At 35.6% G+C, this 18,283-nt stretch carries 14 protein-coding genes and 1 tRNA gene; 3 read left to right on the top strand and 12 right to left on the bottom strand.

The window, feature by feature from the left end; translation table 11 throughout:
- Positions 1–99: 99 nt before the first annotated feature.
- The gene (locus tag ACN5L8_RS08830) at positions 100–2,058 is read left to right on the top strand and encodes a transglycosylase SLT domain-containing protein (RefSeq protein ID WP_419172839.1); all 1,959 of its coding nucleotides are present in this window, start codon (positions 100–102) and stop codon (positions 2,056–2,058) included.
- Here the strand turns inward: ACN5L8_RS08830 and ACN5L8_RS08825 are convergent.
- Together ACN5L8_RS08825 and smc are read right to left on the bottom strand one after the other, a co-directional pair.
- On the bottom strand, positions 2,039–2,635 hold the full coding sequence (locus ACN5L8_RS08825; protein WP_114705815.1) for an outer membrane lipoprotein carrier protein LolA: 597 nt from the start codon (positions 2,633–2,635) through the stop codon (positions 2,039–2,041). The two genes, ACN5L8_RS08830 and ACN5L8_RS08825, sit on opposite strands and share 20 nt — an antisense overlap.
- A complete protein-coding gene (gene smc / locus ACN5L8_RS08820) occupies positions 2,635–6,318 on the bottom strand; it encodes a chromosome segregation protein SMC (RefSeq protein ID WP_158536773.1) in 3,684 nt (1,227 codons plus the stop codon). Before smc ends, ACN5L8_RS08825 begins: the two co-directional genes overlap by 1 nt.
- Before the next feature lie 231 nt (positions 6,319–6,549).
- Between smc and ACN5L8_RS08815 the strand changes: the two genes are divergently transcribed.
- On the top strand, positions 6,550–7,683 hold the full coding sequence (locus ACN5L8_RS08815; protein ID WP_419172838.1) for an HD-GYP domain-containing protein: 1,134 nt from the start codon (positions 6,550–6,552) through the stop codon (positions 7,681–7,683).
- A 24-nt stretch (positions 7,684–7,707) separates the two neighbouring features.
- Here the strand turns inward: ACN5L8_RS08815 and ACN5L8_RS08810 are convergent.
- From ACN5L8_RS08810 to rph, 3 genes are all read right to left on the bottom strand, one after another.
- Positions 7,708–7,784, bottom strand: a tRNA-Pro gene (locus ACN5L8_RS08810).
- Positions 7,785–7,854: 70 nt separating this feature from the next.
- A complete protein-coding gene (gene rdgB, locus ACN5L8_RS08805; protein ID WP_419172837.1) occupies positions 7,855–8,427 on the bottom strand; it encodes an RdgB/HAM1 family non-canonical purine NTP pyrophosphatase in 573 nt (190 codons plus the stop codon).
- Positions 8,427–9,134: a ribonuclease PH gene (rph, locus tag ACN5L8_RS08800; protein WP_114705819.1), complete on the bottom strand. Its 708-nt coding sequence runs from the start codon at positions 9,132–9,134 to the stop codon at positions 8,427–8,429. The genes rdgB and rph overlap by 1 nt, the downstream gene beginning before the upstream one ends.
- Positions 9,135–9,190: 56 nt before the next feature.
- Here rph and ACN5L8_RS08795 point away from each other — a divergent pair, with 56 nt between their 5' ends.
- Positions 9,191–9,856 carry a biotin--[acetyl-CoA-carboxylase] ligase gene (locus ACN5L8_RS08795; RefSeq protein ID WP_158536774.1) on the top strand — a complete coding sequence of 222 codons (666 nt, stop codon included), beginning with the start codon at positions 9,191–9,193 and terminating at the stop codon, positions 9,854–9,856.
- A 2-nt stretch (positions 9,857–9,858) separates the two neighbouring features.
- Here the strand turns inward: ACN5L8_RS08795 and ACN5L8_RS08790 are convergent, their stop codons facing one another.
- The 7 genes from ACN5L8_RS08790 to ACN5L8_RS08760 form a co-directional block, all read right to left on the bottom strand.
- Positions 9,859–11,094, bottom strand: coding sequence for a response regulator (locus ACN5L8_RS08790; RefSeq protein ID WP_419172836.1), 1,236 nt, complete (start codon positions 11,092–11,094; stop codon positions 9,859–9,861).
- Positions 11,095–11,170: 76 nt separating this feature from the next.
- Positions 11,171–11,914 carry a PP2C family protein-serine/threonine phosphatase gene (locus tag ACN5L8_RS08785; protein WP_114705822.1) on the bottom strand — a complete coding sequence of 248 codons (744 nt, stop codon included), beginning with the start codon at positions 11,912–11,914 and terminating at the stop codon, positions 11,171–11,173.
- The gene (locus ACN5L8_RS08780) at positions 11,911–14,169 is read right to left on the bottom strand and encodes an FHA domain-containing protein (RefSeq protein ID WP_419172835.1); all 2,259 of its coding nucleotides are present in this window, start codon (positions 14,167–14,169) and stop codon (positions 11,911–11,913) included. Before ACN5L8_RS08780 ends, ACN5L8_RS08785 begins: the two co-directional genes overlap by 4 nt.
- A complete protein-coding gene (locus tag ACN5L8_RS08775) occupies positions 14,150–15,118 on the bottom strand; it encodes an FHA domain-containing protein (RefSeq protein ID WP_419172834.1) in 969 nt (322 codons plus the stop codon). The genes ACN5L8_RS08780 and ACN5L8_RS08775 overlap by 20 nt, the downstream gene beginning before the upstream one ends.
- A 24-nt stretch (positions 15,119–15,142) precedes the next feature.
- Positions 15,143–16,714, bottom strand: a complete 1,572-nt coding sequence (locus tag ACN5L8_RS08770; RefSeq protein ID WP_114705825.1) for an FHA domain-containing protein — start codon at positions 16,712–16,714, stop codon at positions 15,143–15,145.
- Positions 16,702–17,040 (bottom strand): DUF192 domain-containing protein, encoded by a 339-nt coding sequence (locus tag ACN5L8_RS08765; protein WP_114705826.1) that lies wholly within the window; start codon positions 17,038–17,040, stop codon positions 16,702–16,704. The genes ACN5L8_RS08770 and ACN5L8_RS08765 overlap by 13 nt, the downstream gene beginning before the upstream one ends.
- A complete protein-coding gene (locus ACN5L8_RS08760) occupies positions 17,040–18,260 on the bottom strand; it encodes a type II secretion system F family protein (RefSeq protein ID WP_114705827.1) in 1,221 nt (406 codons plus the stop codon). The genes ACN5L8_RS08765 and ACN5L8_RS08760 overlap by 1 nt, the downstream gene beginning before the upstream one ends.
- Between the last annotated feature and the right edge of the window lie 23 nt (positions 18,261–18,283).

Here is an 18,283-nt window from a genome sequence, read left to right as displayed (position 1 = left end):
CCGACGTTTTTTCAAGGTCTTATGTAATTTTTTTAGGTACAGAAGTGCCTATTTTCAATTACTTGAAGGAATTACCTTCTCGGCCTATTCTAGATAGTAATGAGATTAATTATTATAACGACATTTATTTTACTTCTGGCCTCTTGTACAAACTTAGATCGTCCTCCAAAGGAGCGTAAAGCAAGTGGTGAATTAACAAACCTACTTGTGAAGATTTCAAAGAACGACAAAGTCTCATGTCGAGAATATGAAAAGTTTTTAGTGACAGATTTCCCTTTAGCTCCTTGGCTGAGAGCGAATTATCATAAAAACTGCACAAAAAGTATCCAAGAACTCAGTGAAGAATATAAGAACGTAGAACAATATCCATACTGGGCCCGTGAAGAACTCATCGACGCCATCATCTCAAAGCCTTATTACAATGATACTTATGTAAGTGCCGTATTAAATAAGATTGATTATTTGAAAACACGTGGAGAAACAGAAAGACTACTTCAAGACAGTTTAAAAAAATTTCCACAAAATACAAATGAATACGATCGAATCTATGAAAAACTAATTGAAGTTTCACCTCGCTTTAACACATCTCCAAAGCCAGAAGAGTTTATGGAAGTTGGAAAGAGTTTTGAGCGTGATCGCCAATTCCCAAAGGCGAGAAATTTCTATCGTCGTGTTATTAGAAATAAAGATTCCACAAAAGAAGAAAAGGTCGATGCTTGGTTTCGACTAGCACACTCATATAAGAGAGAACGTAAAGGTGATAGCTTTCGTGAAAATATAAGAGGACTTGTACTCTATCTTCAAAAGAATCGTGAATCAGAATACTTGAAAGAAAAGCATGCTGAGTATTCAATTCGTTTAGCAAGAATATATTGGACGGAAGATAATCTACAAAGAGCAGTGAGAGTCCTAAGAAACCTACTATTATATAAGGAAGTTCCAAACGATTCAGTGGTAACGACTTATTATACAATCGGTGGCATTTTTGAAGATTTAAGAAAATATGATCGCTCTATTAAGTTTTATAAAAAGGCATATGCAGCAATTGAAAAAGAACATGAGCATCTCGAAAGCATTGTATGGAATCTCGCCTGGACAAATTACAAAGCAGGAAATTATGAAGAAATGATCAGTTGGTTTGATCAGTTTGAAAGTAAATCAGAAGAGGCAAATTACCGTTTTCTTTATTGGAAGTTTGTAGGCTTAAAAAAGCTTAATCGATTTAAAGAAGCACAAGAGCTTCTTAAAAGAATTCAAGACGAAGATCAATTTGGATACTATGGCCAAATTGCTCATATGAATCATACAAAACTTGAACACATCAACTATCGTGAAAGGTTTGATATTACTATTGATGAACTGGCCTGGGCAGTATACTTAAACAATACAGAACTTGCTAAGAAGATTATTGATAGCAATGAAGACGTAAGCTATAGTGACCTTTATGCAGCAAAATACTTCAATATAATGATCTTCAAATTCTTCAGAGAAAATGATGAAAAACAAAAAGAGATTCTAAGTAAAGATCCACAATTTGCATTTCCTTTAGCATTCAAAAAGGAATTTCTTGAGAATAATCGCTCAAAAACAGTCACAACCCCACTACTTATGAGTATCGCTAGACAGGAGTCGGCTTTTAATCAATACGCACGCTCACCTGCCGATGCATTTGGACTTCTTCAATTAATTCCGGAACAAGGTAAACGTCTTTCTAGACGCTATAAGATTCCATACAATAGTTATGAAGACCTTTATAATCCAAAGATTAATATCACCTTCTCAAGCCTTCTTCTAAACGAGTTAATGAAGAGAAGAGATAATAACTTTATTGATTTTGTGGCCAGTTATAATGCTGGAGGTACACCAGTAAGACGCTGGAGAAGCCGAATTAAACTTCCAGACCTAGAGTATATTGAAGAGATTCCTTACAAAGAAACACGAAAATATGTAAAACTTGTAACGAGAAACTATCTCATATACTCACGATTACTTAGTGATGAGCCTATTACTTTGAAAGAGAACTTCTTTCGCGGTGGTTTTATTGATATGAAACGTTAGCACCTTTTGGTACCTGAAGGATAAAGTTCTTCTCTTGAAATTTCTTATTTGTGGCAATGTTAGATAGTTCTAAATTAACACTCTTGCCATCAGCATAATTGATTTCAATCTTTGAAAGATTACTGAATTTCTTATCAGTTGATTTGAAAACAAGCTTTGTTTCAATTACACCAGTGTCCTTTACGGCCTTTTCCTCAAAAACCAGGACACTGTATTTTTCGCTGTCTTTAACCTTGTAGTTCTTATTTGTTTTTAATCCACTTTTTAAGAGATCAAAGAAGTTGGATAGCCCTTTATCACTTCCCTTATGGATAACAATCTCAGCAGGATCTCCAGGCATAAAGCCATCTCTTTTATACCAAGTTGTCTTTTCATTCGTTACATAAACAAGAGCATCAGTTCCAACTTGCTCGAGTCTAAGTTTTCCTGGGTACTGGTAATCAAAAGTCCCATTAGACTCTTTAGGCGTTCCCGTTAATTGGTTTTTTACAATTTGTTTGTATTTAGTAGAAAAAGACCTTGGAACAAATCCCAAGGCCATATTTGAAATAATTGTCAGTAGTAATAGTTTTTTCATTACTGTAATTGTACCGAAACTGCCTTTGAAACACCAGGCTCCTGCATTGTTACCCCGTATAGTGTATCATTTAACTCCATTGTTTTCTTATTATGTGTAATAAGAATGAACTGTGATTCAGCACTCATTTCACGAAGAAGTTCATTAAAACGTCCTACGTTGGCATCATCAAGTGGAGCATCAACCTCATCCAGTAGACAGAATGGAGATGGCTTAACTAAGAAGATAGAGAAGATTAGTGAAACCGCAGTCATGGCCTTTTCACCACCAGACATTAGGTTGATATTTTGCATCTTCTTACCTGGAGGTTTTGCAATAATATCTACTCCACATTCTGCATCTTCAATATTTCCAACGATCTCTAGACGAGCTTCCCCTCCACCAAAGATAATTGGGAATACTTTTCTAAATCTCGTATCAACTTCTTCAAAAGCAATTTTAAATCTTTCTTTTGATTTCTCATCAATATGATCAATCGCATTTTGAAGATCTTCTAGAGATTTTCTAAGCTCTACTTCTTGAACCTTTAAGAAGTCATAACGAAGTTTTTGTCTGTCATAATCTTCAATCGCCTGCCAATTAATCTCACCTAAGCGACCAAACTCAGACTTATAATTTTTAAGCTTATGCCCTTGGTCTTTAAGGTCTTGGCCATATTTACGAACAAACTCATAAGATTCTTTTTCAATCTCTTTTGGTCCATTCTCAGTTTCCATGAAGTACATTGTTGAAATATCATTAAGCTTTTCAAAGTCAGACTCACCATATTCAAGATAGCGACCAAGAGTCTCGCGAAGATCAACACGGTACTTCTCAAAAATATTACGTACGCACTCTTCTTCTTCATTAAGACATCTTTCAAGACGAACTTCTTTTTCAGTAATTTCCTTGTCGGCCTTGTTGATATTCTTAGTGAGTTCTTTAACCTGCTCTTCTCTTTCTTGCATCGCAAGTAATAATTCAGAGAACTCGTCTTTCATTATACTTAGAACTTCATCTTTACTTGCAAGAACATCTGCCTTGTCATTATTTGAAAGTTCAAGCTCTTCAATCTCAACTTGAATCGTTTCGATTTCATTTTCAAGTTTCGTAATTAATTCAGTATTGGACTCTTTACGAAGCTTTTGCTTTTCAATTTGTTTTTCAATATCCTCTGACTGAGAACGAAGTGAATTTACACGCTGTTCAAAAGTCTTGGCCTCAACTTGTTTAGAAACATAAACCTCACGATCAGCTTCATAAACCTCATTCATCTCATTATATCCATCACGTAGATCTTGAATTCTTTCAGACATATCTGAAATTGATTCTTCTAGTGATGACTTCTCTTTATGAAATGATTCCTCTTTTTCAAGAATAGCAAGTCTAAGCTTAGACGTTTCATCCTTACGATTCTTAAGAATATCAAGTCTCGTATTTCCAGATTCCATTGAAGCAAGCTTCGACTCTAAAGCAGAGTTCTTTGCTGCATAATCTGCTCTTGCTTCACTTAGAGCAAGACGAGCATCTTCTAGTTCTTCAACTTTCGACTTTAACATCTCATTTGAAGCACTTACTTCTTCTTCAAGGTTGGCAACTTTTTCATTTAGAGAGACTAACTCGTTTTCAAGAGTTTCAATTGTATTATTTCTTTCAATCGCACTTTGACCTTGCTCTCCAGATCCTTTGATATGAAGAACTGTCGCATTACGACGATTTCTAATTTGAATATTTCCTGCAATATCTGAAATTCCACCAAATGAGATCGAGCTCTCAAGTGATGCAACCTTATCAACGTCAAGAGTATCAACGATGAATAAGCTTGATAAATAAGGAGTCAGTTTCGCTTTATACTCTTCAGGTAATTCAATAATATCACTTAACGTTGTTAGCTCTGCTCCTAGCTTAACCTGGAGTCTTTCACGTGCTTCAGCCGAAATGATATCTGCTGATTTATCAGCAAGTAAGATTTCAAGCGCATTCTCATCATTTTCAGACACCCAGTTTTTCAGAAGAGATAGGTCACTTTCAGAAGTAACTAAAGACTCTAAGAACTCTCCAAGAAGTGCTGTAACAGCTTTCGTGTACTTGTCATCACACTTGATAATATTTCCTAGAACAGTGTAATTTTCCGAGTCTACTTCATTTAAGAACTTCGATACACCTTCTTTTGCACCTTCTAGAGATGCGCGGATTTCTTTTAAAGAAGATAAGCGTGATTGTTTCGTAATCTGCTCTTTTGTAAGAGTTTTCAGTTCACTCTCTAGATCACGATCCTTAATAGTTAATTCATTTACTGTTTCTTTCAGGTTTGATTCTGATTCAGTTAACTCCTGCGCTAAATTCTTAGCGGCCATAACCTCGTCTCTTTCCTTGGCAAGTTCTGTTGAAACACCTGAGTATTGTTTTTCAATAGCTTCAATTTCAGTTGCAAGGTCTTGAAGAGTTGCAGCATATTCTTCAAGTTTTGAACTATTTTGAAAGGCTTGTTGTTCCATTTTAACAAGCTCTTCTTTTTTAATATTTAACTCTTCTTCAATTTCATTTATTTGAGATTGGCGATCTTCAAGTTCAGACTTTAAAGTTTCAAGTTTTTCACTTGCAGCTTCATAGTCATAATCTTCTTTTGAAGAAGTGATAACATCATTAATTTCTGTTTCAATTTCTTCTTTCTTCAGTAGCCTTTCTTCAATCTCTTGTGAAAGCTCTTCGATCTCTTTTTGTCTTTGCTCTAAATTCTCTTCCTTATCCGTTAAAGACTTGCAAAGAGCATTAAGCCTTTCTTCTGAAGCAGCTAATTTATTTGAGATCTCATTTCTTTCTTTTTGAAATTCATCAATTTTTGCAGTCTTCTCTTCTCTTTCAAAGCGCTCTTCTTCAAGAGATATCTCTAGAGAATCTTTCTGTGTACTCCAAGCCTCAAGGTTCATTCTTTTTTCAGTAAGTTCTGATGAACCATCACGAAGTTCGCGAAGATCTTCAAAAACCTTATGAGCATTAACAGAGATTTCAGTGCGCTTAATTTTCTCTTTTAAGTTACGAGCTCTTTCAGCTTTTTCAGCTTGTTTTTGAAGAGATTTTAAATTCTTTTCAATTTCAACAGTAAGATCATTTAGACGATTTAAGTTTTGCTCTGTTGCTTCGATCTTTCTCATCGATTCTTTCTTACGAACTTTGAATTTCGTAATACCAGCAACTTCTTCAATCATTGTACGACGCTCAACCGGTTTTGCTTGAACAAGTCTGTTGATTTCACCTTGAGCAATAATTGAATAAGACTTTGCACCAGCACCAGTATCCATAAATACTTCTTGGATATCTTTGAGTCTTGCTGGCTCTCCGTTGATACGATATTCCGTATCTCCATTTCTATATAACTTTCTTGTTAATTGAATCTCTGAAGGGTTTGCAACTTTTCCACCAATGTGAATATGCTTACCATCCGTATTTTCTAGGACAAGTGTTGCCTCGGCCCAAGCAGCTGGATTGTATTTAGAAGAACCAGCAAAAATAAGGTCCTTCATAGAGTTACCTCTTAGGTGTTTAGCTGATTGCTCACCCATAATCCAAAAAAGGGCATCTACGATATTTGATTTACCGCATCCATTTGGCCCAACGATACCTGTAATACCGTCGTCAAAATTAACAATTGTACGATCTTTAAAGGATTTAAAGCCCTGGATAATAAGTCTTTTCAGTTGCACTTTGATTCACTCCGTCAATGTCTACTATATTTTGTGTGTTGTGTAGGGCTTAATGTACCATTTCAAGCACCAAATCGTACACTTTTAATATTTAAGTTTCGCTAAAAGACTTACGTATTTTTAATATCTTACAAAGCCAAAATCCTAACAAGAACTAACACGCCACTTTATATTGTACGAATTTAATACTAGGGCTTCATCATTCACTCAAAGTTGCCGATAAGAAATCCAATGAGCCAAGATCAAAAGACAGTCTATTTCACAATCGACTTTCATCTCGTTTCACGAGAAAAGCCGATCCTATATAATATCTACATCAATTCATCGACGGTAAAAGACAAGGATCACTATGTGAAAATTGTTAAGCCAGGTGAAGTACTTACTGACGCAGACGTGGAGGACTTTAAAAAGTATCAACGTATTCATGTCCTCGAGTCAGAACGAGGTCTTTACTTACAATCCCTTGCTGAAAATGATGATTTTGAATCTCTTGATAAAGTAACGGCCATTAAAGACTCAGCTGTTAAGCATCTCGATGATATCTTTAATCCAGGTAAAGAATTTAATACTGAAATTCTTGGTGAAGCCCTTGATGGTTGTCACGATTCAATGAAGGCCATGGTTGGGGTTATAAAAGACTACGATATCAATAGCCTTAAGAACCTGATCGGTGAATTATCTTTTCACGACTTCTACACTTACGATCATTCAATAAATGTTAGTATGTATAGTGTTCTCATCTATAAACAATATAGACCTAAGGCCAGTGAAGCTGATCTTGTAGCAATTGGGCTCGGTGGACTTCTTCACGATTTAGGGAAAACAAAGATTTCAACTGAAATCCTCAATAAGTCTGGTGGTCTTTCTGATGAAGAATTTGCAGAAATAAAAAAACACCCAGAACTTGGTGTCGAGTTGTTTAGAGAAGCGAACCCAGATTTTCCAGGTTTAAAAAAAGAAGCAATTGAAAGAGTAATTGTTGAACACCATGAAAATATTGATGGTTCAGGCTACCCGAAGGGATTAAAAGGACCTGACCACCACATCTTTTCAAAAGTAGTTTCTGTTGCTGACTTCTTTGATGCCATCACAACAAAGCGTTCATATTCACAAGCACTTCCAATTGAAGATGCTTTAGAAATTATGAAAAAAACAGTTGGAAAGAAGATCGATGCTGAGATTTTTGATTTCTTTGTAAAAAAAGTTTCAAAAGTAATCTTAACCGGAAAGACAATGATAGAGCTTCCAGAAGACTTCAACACAGAAATTGCCCACGCTGAGCTTCCAGTACAAAAAGTACAACCAAAGAAGCTTGGTGAGAATTTCACAAAAGCACCAGATAATCCTAATAAGATTGAAAAATAAGTTAAATTTATGGGATTTGAAAAATGGTCGGAGTAGCAGGATTTGAACCTGCGACCCCTTGCTCCCAAAGCAAGTGCGCTACCAAACTGCGCTATACTCCGACATTGAAAAATTGGGTGTGATTGTTATAAGTGATCTAAACCTTTTTGGCAACCCAGAACTTAAACTTATTTAAAGTTCCTTAAAAAATTTCACAGCACTCTCAACGGCCTTCGCTCGATGAGAATTTGCATTCTTCCACTCTTTTAATTCAGCTACGGTCTTATTGGGAAAGGCTTTAGGGCAGAATACGGGATCGTAACCAAAGCCACCATCTCCCACATAACTATCTGAAATCTCACCTTCCATGCGCCCCTCAAAAAAATATATTTCCTCAGGTGAAATATAGAAACACAGAACACAAGTAAAGAAAGCTTCACGTTTTTCTTTGTCTAAAAGCTTCTCTAAAAGAAGCTCAGCTCTTTGTTTATCTGTTAAACCTTCTCCCCCAAAACGAGCAGAGAAAATTCCCAACTCATCAGGTAATGCCTCTACATTAATTCCGGAGTCATCTGCAAGAACAGGCTTTTTAAATTCTTCATAATATGCCTGTGCTTTTTTTAAGGCATTTTCTTGATAGGTTGTTCCATCTTCAACCACTTCTAATTTAGTTGGTGCTGCCTTTACGGTAACGTTACTATCTTTAAAAAGAATACCAAACTCTTCGGCCTTGTGGGCATTACCAGATGCAAGAATAAAGTTCATTACTGTCCTAAAGTTTCTTTTTGTTTTGCAAATACAATTTTTAATGACTCTGTTGCACAATCCATAAGAGCATCCATTTGTTCTCTTGAAAATGCCTGGCCTTCGGCCGTTCCTTGAACTTCAATAAACTTTCCAGACTCAGTCATAACAATATTCATATCTGTGTCACAACTTGAATCTTCTTCATAATTTAAATCAGCAATAATCTTACCTTCTTTATTAATTCCACAACTAATTGCGGCCAATGGTTCAATAATTGGACTTTCTTTTAAGTCACCACTTGCAAGTAATGATTGAATTGCCAATTCAAGAGCAATAAAAGAGCCAGAGATAGAAGTTGTTCTTGTACCACCATCTGCAACCATTACGTCACAATCTAGCGTAATCATTCGCTCACCAAGTTTTTCAAGATCAACGACGGCCCTTAAGCTTCGTCCAATTAACCTTTGAATTTCCTGAGTTCGTCCTCCAATTTTAGAGCGTTCACGTCTTGAGCGAGTATGAGTTGAACTTGGAAGCATTGAATATTCGGCCGTCACCCAACCTTTTCCACTGCCTTTCATCCACCTTGGAACATTATCTTCAATTGAAGCTGTAATATGAACTTTTGTGTTACCAAATTCAGCTAGTACAGAACCGGCTGCATAAGGGTTAATATTAATAGAAAAGTTAACTTCTCTTGGAGTAGAACGTTCGATTAGTGACATATTGAATACCTCTGATTTTATTAGTATTCTTCGATAATAACATAATGAGAAAGCCTATGAAACACTTACACTTTAAAGAACTTCCCTCTACCCAACTTAAAGCTATTGAATTAATTGAAGAACACAATTCAATTCTAATTAGCGCACAGAAGCAAACACAAGGAAGAGGTAGAAGAGATAACAATTGGGAAGATCTCGAAAATAGTCTAGCTTTCTCATTTAATATTAGCCCTACAGGTAAGCCTACTCTTCTGGCACTAGAAATTGCGATTACTCTTGCGAAGTATTTTGATGAAGATAATTTAAGTCTCAAATGGCCTAACGATATTTACAATGAAAAAGGAAAGAAGGTCATTGGAATCCTCGTAAATAAAGAGGGAGATGATTACATTATTGGTATTGGAATAAATTATGGCCCAGTTACGAAGTCCACTCATAATAACTATGGACAGCTAAAATCAGGTCACTTACTTAACGAAGAAGAGTACAAGACTCTACCGGAGCAAATTTATAAGTATATCTGTGAGAATCGATTAAACGATCATGACATTATCTCAAAATGGAGTCGATTAAGCTTTCATATCAATCAAAAATGTAAAGTTATTGATGGTGATGAGATTATCACTGGCACATTTGAAGGCATTGGTGAATATGGTGAAGCATTGATTAAAAACGGAGATAAAATAGAGAAAGCCTATACAGGCTCTCTCTTATTGGATTAGTTTTATTCTGAAATTGAAGTAAGAACTTTTTTTGAGATTGTCTTAAGTTCTTTTTTAATTAGGTTCTCTGCAAGATCTGGAACAATTTCCCAAATAATCTTCTCTAGGTTTTGTTCGCAATATTCTTTTGCATATTTTTCAATGATAGGTGCGACGTCAGCTTTTAATGAAGCTTTTAAGTCCTCCATATCAACATTTGGTGCCTGTTTTGATGCACCTTTATTAACAAGAGCTGTTGTTGTGCGCTCAAAAGAGAAATTATCATTCATTTCACTAGCATTAGAAACATCAATTTCGTGCTCATCTTCTTCTGGTGATGAAAATGCTTGAGAAACTTCTTCATCAACATCCCAAAGATTCTCATCTGCGATTTCTTGTGGGAAGTCATCTGATTCATCTGTAGCATCATCTTCAGCAGAAAGTTCTTCACTAGTATATTGAGATCGTGGCTCCTCAATAATAGGCTCTTCTTGAGGAAAGTCATCATCAAGCTCGTCATCGAGACTTCCAAAATAATTACTAACATCTAAAACTGTCGAAGCCGCCTCTTGATTTATATCTGGTGCTTCATTCTCAGAACTAATTTCTTGCCCCTCAATAACAGGAGGCAGAGAATCAAAATCACCTGTTACATCGCTACCTTTTAAATTTGTTGGATCAAAGCCCCAACCGTCTAACTCAGAGCTTAAATCTGAAGGATCGATTGTTTCTTCATTTTCTAGAGAATCAATATCTTGCTTATCATCGAGGTGAAACTCACCTGTCTGATCTTCTTCTTCAAACTCACCTTGAGTCGTATCGACACCCCAACCAGAGAAGTTATCATCCTCAGAGTCTTCCTGAGAAAACTCTTCGCTATCTTCAATTGGCTGTTCATCAGAAACACCATTTTCAATTAAGTCATTACATAAATTGATAAACTTTTCAGTTTCGAAAGGCTTTACAACTTTGTCTGAATATCCGCTACTACGTAGCTTCTCTTCATCAATGATATCAAATGTCCCTAGCATTGCGAGAATAGGAGTTTGTGAAAACCTCTCTCGAACTTTTCGACCAAGGCCATAACCGTCATCAGCAAGACCAAAGTCTAATAAAATCAAATCAAAGTCTTCACTTTGGTTGAAAATATCCTCTTCATCCAATACAGGAGTAAGCTCAAAGTCTTGGCTTGCAAATGTAATTTTGATTACTTTTTGAATCGTCTGACTATCGTCAGCAACTAATACCTTTCTACTCATATAAAACCTCAATATATTGTTACGCAAAAAATCCAGCTAAGCAAGTATTGAGTTTTACTAGGATTATTTAATTATATTATAAAATTGAGAAAATAATGGCCGACTGATTGTCTAAATTACCTTTTCGATTAGCAAAATTAAAAAGGCCGTCGATTTGAGTCACTTCATCAGGGCCCAATTCTTGAACAACACGTTTTATATCATTTAATGAAAGGCTTCCATAAACCCCATCCGATAGAAGAATTACTTTATCATGTGGCATTACATTTACTTCCCATATTTTTGGAGAAATCTCTTCATAGAGCCCCAATGCAACAAGAGGAAATGTACTTTTATGATGAGTATTATCTGAAGTTGATATTTGAGTTGGTGAATCTGGTGCGCTGATTTGTGATAAAGCACCGTCTCGATATAAAAGTGCAACGCAATTGCCACATGAAACAACAGATAGAATATTTTCCGATAACATTGTTAATGCAACCGAAACACCACCTTTATCCTTCATCTCTTTCTTCTTATTAATGGCCATTAAGTTTTTATGAGCAATCATCATGGCATTCACTAATGCATTAGTCTCTAAAACATATTGAGGTGAATAAAAATAAGGCATCGTTGCATTTGGATCACCTGATAACTTTGTAAAATAGTTTTCAATCGATTTAGTCACTGATTCGAGGTTTAAATCAGAAATCCCACTTCCACCAAAGCCATCAAAAACACCAAATATTTTCTGCTTTAAATTAATATAGGTACTATCTTCATTTAGATTTAAATATGGCCCTTGATGTGTGCGAGCAAAAAAGCTTTCAAGTTCTCTCATAAGTTTTTTAACCTTTTAGAGGCTTTGATATAATACTCATTATCTACAGGTGAGATTTGTTGAACTTCCTGAAACTTCTCTCTGGCCTCTTCAAAAGCACCTAGTGATTCAGAGACAAGACCCTGTCGATAAACTTTACGGGCACGTTCAGTAAGTATCTCATTAATATCATCAAGCTCATTTTGAGCATCAATCTCATTTGGGTTGTATTGCAGAACTTCTTTAAAGACTTCATAAGAAGCTTTTAAGTCCTCAGCTTCTTTTAAGGATCTTGCTTTACCCAATAAAGGTCCAGTAATATTTTTCAAATTTTGTCGTGATTTCTTTAACATATCGACTGCCTTCTTCATTAAATCTTCGTCGATATTTTTTTCACTTATAAACAATTCAAGTGCATTCACAGCTTTAAACCACTCTTCTTGTAAGAATAATTTCTCACCTGGCCTTAATGCGTCGACCATTCTTTGTCTTTCTGCCTTCTTTTGGGCCTCTTCTAATTCTTTTCGATTCTTCTCTTTTACATATGCATTTATTTCTAACTCTAAATTTGCAACATCATAATTATCTGGATCAAGCTCCTTAATTTGCTGAAAGAGTCCTCTTGCTAAAGTGACATTCTTTTCTTTTACAGCTGCTTGAGCTTTTTCTAACAATTTATCAACTTTGGCCTTTATAAGTTGTCTTTTTTCTTCGGCCCTTCTTTCTTGCTCAGCTTTTTCAAGCTCTGCATATTTATCTTTTGCTAACTGATAGAAAGTTTGTGCCTGCTTATAGTCTTTTGTGATTAAGAAAAGTTTTTCAAATTCTGTAATTGCTCGTACAACATTTCCTTCGTTAGCGTAGCGAGTGGCAAGTTGGTATAAAGCTTCTGCTTTTTCTTGTTGTTCTTTAGTTAGTTTCTTATCGACAGATGTAACAACTGCTTTCTTTTTTTGCTCTTGAGCTTGCTTGTCCTTAGCACTCTTTTTCTGTTGAGGCTCGCTATCAGGAAATAAAAACATATAAACCCCTAACAATACGACAGTATAAATTAGGACTTTTTTACGTTTTTCCGGATCTTTTAATATTTTTTTGATGATTGATTTTTCTTCCGTATCATCAGGCATATCAGATAATTCAAGATCACCTAAATCGTCATCATCTGAAACTTCAACAACTTCCTCGATTTCGATTTCCTGATTATCTTCAACTGGCATCAGCATATCCTGCTGACTTTTAATGAAGTCACTTGCAATTTTTACAGTGAACGTCGTTGAACCAATAATAAATTCATCACCATTGGTGATTTCTTTTTGATTTATCCTCTTTCCGTTAAGAATTGTACCGTTAGCAGATTGTAAATCTTCAAGAACACAAGTAATTCTATTCTTACGTATAACTGCGTGTACTGATGAAACCTCAGGGTCACTTAAGACAATTTGACATTTATTTGGGTCTCTTCCAATAAATGTTTCAGCTTGGTCGAGATTAAAGTGATCGTAAGGAACATCCTCACCAAATAACTCTAATATAAAATTTGCAAACCCACTAAATACTTGTGTCTTATCACCAGCATCATCATCTAGTGTGTCGATATCGTAATTTTGATCACCATACTCGTCATTATATTCTTCTGAATAACCATCATCCTGAAAGTCACCAAATCCTTCTTCTTGATTTCCATCCATCTGAAAATCGTCAGAAGGTGCATCACTTTCAAAAGAGTCATTAAAGTCATCTTGAACTTGTTCCTGAAAGTCTTCTTGAACTGGCCCTTCATCGTTTAAGTCAAACTCTTGAGTTTGGGCATCATCCTCAATTTCTCCATTTTCAGGGTTATCAATAACAGAAGTTTCATCTTCTTCTTCCACAATTGGAATATCCACTTCGTCATCAAGTTCTGCTGGAGTGTCATTTACGTCTTGATGATCGTGCGACTCTGCAACATCATTTACAACATTGGCCTCTAATTCTGTAAATGTTATTCGATAATCATTACAAACAATAAAATAATTACTCTTAACTTCAACTTCAGAGTCAAACATAGGAGTGTTATTTAGCAATATCGTATCGTAATCTGATAGTTTTTTAATAGTCCAAGAAACACCATTATAATTCAAGCTGGCCAATTGACGGGAAACTTGTGGATCTTCAAGTTTTACCTGAGCATCATCAGATCTTCCGATTAAAAAAGACGCACTTTGGCCTAAGATTACTTGGTCAGTAAACTCGTAGTTATTTAAAATTGTTCCATTTTTAGAAACAGTAATTATCACTCTTTTTCATCCCAAGTTTTTCGGCCATATCTTCAACGTTCTTTTTGGCCTCAATAAAACGCTCATCTGTTTTATATTCAATTAATAATTTATAAATTGCACAATATGTCCCTAGGGCCCTTGAATATTTAAGTGAATCTTTGTTCTTAGTTGCTTGATCAAACATATCTTTAATCTTTTCATCAAGTCTTTGTTTAGCAATATTCAAGTGGTATGCAGCTTCACCATCATTTGGATCCAAGGTTAAGGCAAGATTAAACTCTTGCATGGCCCTAAAATAGTTTCCTTCTCGCGCCTCACGTCTTCCACGATGGATATAAGCTTCTACTTTTTCTTTAACCTCTAAGTCTTCTTTATATTGAATCCCTGTGTTTTTATTACTCGACTCAATTACGGTACTTCCTGTTTTATTTGATTTTGCTTTCTTTACCTGTTCAGTATCTCCATCCATAAAGAAAAAGATCAACATAATTGCAGCTAGGCCATATATAAGCTTTTTTCTTTTTGCTTCTTTACTATCAACTTTCTTCTTTTTTGGCTTAGTCTTTTTTACATCTTCCTCTTCTTCCTCGTCTTCTTCATCCTCATCTTCGAACTCAACTAATGCTTTTTCTTCTTTAACCTCTAGGAAGGAGTATTTAAATACAGTTGAACCAATAATGATTTTATCGCCAGACTTTAACTTATGTTGAGTAACCTTAAGATCATTTACCATAACCCCGTTCTGTGACTTTAAATCAGTTAACGTGTATTCATTATTAACTCGAGTCAATTCAACATGCTCTCGTGAGGCCTGTGTATCTAGTACTTGAACATCATTTGAACTCAGACGGCCAAGCACAACGCGCTTACCATTAAGGTAATAACAAATTCCCTTATTCTTTCCTGTCATGCAGATAATACGGTGGTATTTCCCAGCACTTTCAGGAGCAGATAAATTTTTTGTCATCCTTATAGCAGCGACCATTCTTTATTAATCCTCTTTAATTAGTGTAACATAGAACGCTTTTGCATAATTATCTCGTCCTATCAAACTCGTTACATAAATATTATAGTAGTGCCCTGATAGCTCATATTCACCTTTTTGAGATGTTCCACCATTATCTGCAGATGCATCACAAAGCTCTATAATTGTAGCTGCAAAGCCTTTTTCTCTGGCAACATCCAATAGACTCATCCCTTCTGATGAGCTTCCTCGAATAGCTGTAATATCTTCTGCCAGCGTATTTATATGTGCCAAGTTTTTTTGCGAATCTAATACAATAACAGCGCCATGTGCTCCTTGCATAAATTCATATAAATTTGCGACATAAGTCTCATCACTCTCAAGTTCATCAAAGCTCATGTCATCATCAGTTTTTTGTAGTTCTCTAATTCGTTGTATCATTGAATTAATTGAAGATCGTAATGGATCAATTTCTTCCCATAAATAACTACTTTCGATACTCTTTCTCGTACCACGTAGAGCCTCTTCAATTTGAAATCTCATTTCATCAAAATGACGAATCGTCATATAGTAAACAATTGCAAAAAATACGATTGAAGCAATAAATGATGTAATTAGTGCTTCAAGATATGCCACTCGGCTTTTTGATGCTTCATCTGCAATTGATGATGGTTTAAATCGAATCGCAATAACACCAACGACATCAAGCATACCGGTTTTAACGTTTGTCGCTTTGATTTTCTGACCAATTCCAATTTCACCATTTGCAAGTCTTCTAACGATTGGTAGATCACCATCATTCTTCTTTGTTCTCTCAGCCCATTCTCTAACCTGTACGGAGAATGAGTCATCGATGTACATATTAAGTTTTGTTAAAGGCCTAACGATTCGTCCATCAATATCAAAAAGGTCATAAGAGACAACGCCGTTATTACCTTGCTCCATAAACTTCGTATCAACACGATCCAGGTCTTTTCTGGCCAAAGCTCCACGATTTAATCTTTTGATTTCATCGGCATAATGAGCACCACGCTTTGCAACCTCCATTAGAAGTAGACTTTGTGATGTTTTCATTACTGGGAAGATTGTTAAGGTAACCGTAACAAGAACAAAAAGAGCCAGTAAAATACCTGTGAGTACACGCCATTCATATTCTTCATTAATTCCATGAACAACAGGCATTAAACGATATTTAAATAACCAAATAACCTTTCCAAAAATATTTTCAGGCATTTCACCACCTGAAATATATGTTGGTTCATCATCTTCTTCGTGTGTTTCTACACGCTTTTTAATTATCTTTTTCTTTTCTTTAACATAGACAACTTGTAGGATTGAATCTGGAAGAGCGATCTTATCCCCATTTTTTACAGTTGCTCGCTTAATTGCCTTCCCATTGATGAAAGTACCATTTGAACTTCCCAAGTCTTTAACAAAGGCAACATCTTGAGTTACTGTTACTGAAAGGTGCTTTTTAGAGACACCATTAACAGGAAAGTGTACATCACACTCTTCACTTCTTCCTAGAGTGTTTTCACCTTCTTCTAACTTATATTCTGTACCACGTAGCTTTCCTGCTACTACAACTAACTTGTACATATATCTAAATGATCCCCTTCTTTTACCTCTAATGGAAGTTGTCCATTAGCCAGTTCAAGAACTCTACTTGCCTTAAAAACAATTTGTGTATGTCTCCAAGGTTTTAAACCTCTATATATTTTTATAATTTCATTTTTTCGATTAAAGAAAACAACATCAATTTTATAATTCATGAAGCAGGTATGGATTGCGTTTGTTCCGTAGAAAACCATTCCATCAAATCCATCCATACGATCTGAGAACATTAATCCTTTTAATTTTTTAAAGAATGAATCTGCAACGATTGCATTGTTACAAATTTGATACTGGCCACAGGTAATCTTCATTAATTACCTCCAACAAGATCTACGATTAAAGGAGCAAAGATCATTAAAAGAACAGAAGGAACAATAAATGCCATCATTGGAAATAGAATTTTTGTTGCTGCAGTAGCACCTTCTTTTTCAATTTGTGCTGATTTCTTTTGTCTAATCTCAACGGATAGTGCTTTAAGGATAGGTCCGATTGATGCACCAACAGAATCAGCAGCAATCAAAGTAGCACAAAATGAAGATATTTGAATGAGGTCTACACGCCAGGCCATATTCCTTAGGGCCTCTGCTCGACTCGCACCAATTTTAGTTTCCTTTAAAAATATTTCAAACTCTTGTGTTAATGGGCCCGGCTTTGCTTTATCTACAACTTTCGTCATGGCAGCGACGAAATCAAGTCCTGCTTCAACTGACAGGGCCAACATATCAACGGAAAAAGGCATCCCTGAGATAATGTCTTTTTGTCTTTGATCAATCTTTCCCTTGATCCAGATATCTGGATATACAAAACCAACTGCTGCAACAACCGGAATTAACGAAAGCTGCCAATCAGCATCCATAAACTCTCTAACCCCTAGAAATACAATTGGGAATCCTATAATTAGGAAAAGCTTAAATGCATAAAAATCTTCAGTTGTAAGAACTTCAGTTAAACCAGCACTTGCTAGCTTTCTACGATATTTTTCTTTTATCTTCTTTTTGTTCTTCATTGAAGAAACAATGGGAGAAATGTAGCGTTTAAAAAATGGCCTCGAATATTGTAGAACAATACCGTGCTTTTTAAATTCATCCTGTTTCTTCGAATCACCTTCTTCAAGCTTTTGTGCCGCCTGGAAAGAGTCATTATCTTGAAACATCATTTGGGTAACAATGTAGACAGCAATCCCAATGAGAATGATAGAAGACCACATAAGAAGTTGTGAACTCTTAAACAGTTCAGCACCCTGAAGATAATCACACGCATTACGCTCACCATTTTGACAGGCCTGTTGTATTATCTTTTTCCCTTCTTTAGGATAATTAATTCCATCTTGTTTAAAGTTTTTTCCAGTAAAGTTTTGATAAAGAAGACCTAATTCAAAACAACTTGCTTGCGCGCCTTTATCACAAGACTCTTTAAGAAGAGCAGCAAAGTCTCGTTGCGAGTAATCACTATATGTTTGGGCACTGACATCAAAAGATGTAAATGTCGTAACCACATAGAAAATAAGTAAAGTTATGAGACCTTTAGTCATAACATAAGAATATCAAAAATAAT

The organism is Halobacteriovorax sp. (assembly GCF_048381875.1).
GTDB lineage: Bacteria > Bdellovibrionota > Bacteriovoracia > Bacteriovoracales > Bacteriovoracaceae > Halobacteriovorax_A > Halobacteriovorax_A vibrionivorans.
The sequence above is the reverse complement of the archived record's forward strand: the minus strand, read 5'-3'. Positions and strand labels throughout refer to the sequence as shown.

Excerpts from the sequence above, each read along its gene's own strand:
- ACN5L8_RS08770 (WP_114705825.1), bottom strand. The coding sequence starts at position 16,714 with ATGTACAAGTTAGTTGTAGTAGCAGGAAAGCTACGTGGTACAGAATAT.
- rdgB (WP_419172837.1), bottom strand. The coding sequence starts at position 8,427 with ATGAACTTTATTCTTGCATCTGGTAATGCCCACAAGGCCGAAGAGTTT.
- ACN5L8_RS08830 (WP_419172839.1), top strand. The coding sequence starts at position 100 with ATGAGATTAATTATTATAACGACATTTATTTTACTTCTGGCCTCTTGT.
- ACN5L8_RS08795 (WP_158536774.1), top strand. The coding sequence starts at position 9,191 with ATGAAACACTTACACTTTAAAGAACTTCCCTCTACCCAACTTAAAGCT.
- ACN5L8_RS08760 (WP_114705827.1), bottom strand. The coding sequence starts at position 18,260 with ATGACTAAAGGTCTCATAACTTTACTTATTTTCTATGTGGTTACGACA.
- ACN5L8_RS08815 (WP_419172838.1), top strand. The coding sequence starts at position 6,550 with ATGAGCCAAGATCAAAAGACAGTCTATTTCACAATCGACTTTCATCTC.
- ACN5L8_RS08775 (WP_419172834.1), bottom strand. The coding sequence starts at position 15,118 with ATGACAAAAAATTTATCTGCTCCTGAAAGTGCTGGGAAATACCACCGT.
- ACN5L8_RS08785 (WP_114705822.1), bottom strand. The coding sequence starts at position 11,914 with ATGAGAGAACTTGAAAGCTTTTTTGCTCGCACACATCAAGGGCCATAT.
- rph (WP_114705819.1), bottom strand. The coding sequence starts at position 9,134 with ATGTCACTAATCGAACGTTCTACTCCAAGAGAAGTTAACTTTTCTATT.
- ACN5L8_RS08790 (WP_419172836.1), bottom strand. The coding sequence starts at position 11,094 with ATGAGTAGAAAGGTATTAGTTGCTGACGATAGTCAGACGATTCAAAAA.
- ACN5L8_RS08765 (WP_114705826.1), bottom strand. The coding sequence starts at position 17,040 with ATGAAGATTACCTGTGGCCAGTATCAAATTTGTAACAATGCAATCGTT.
- ACN5L8_RS08825 (WP_114705815.1), bottom strand. The coding sequence starts at position 2,635 with ATGAAAAAACTATTACTACTGACAATTATTTCAAATATGGCCTTGGGA.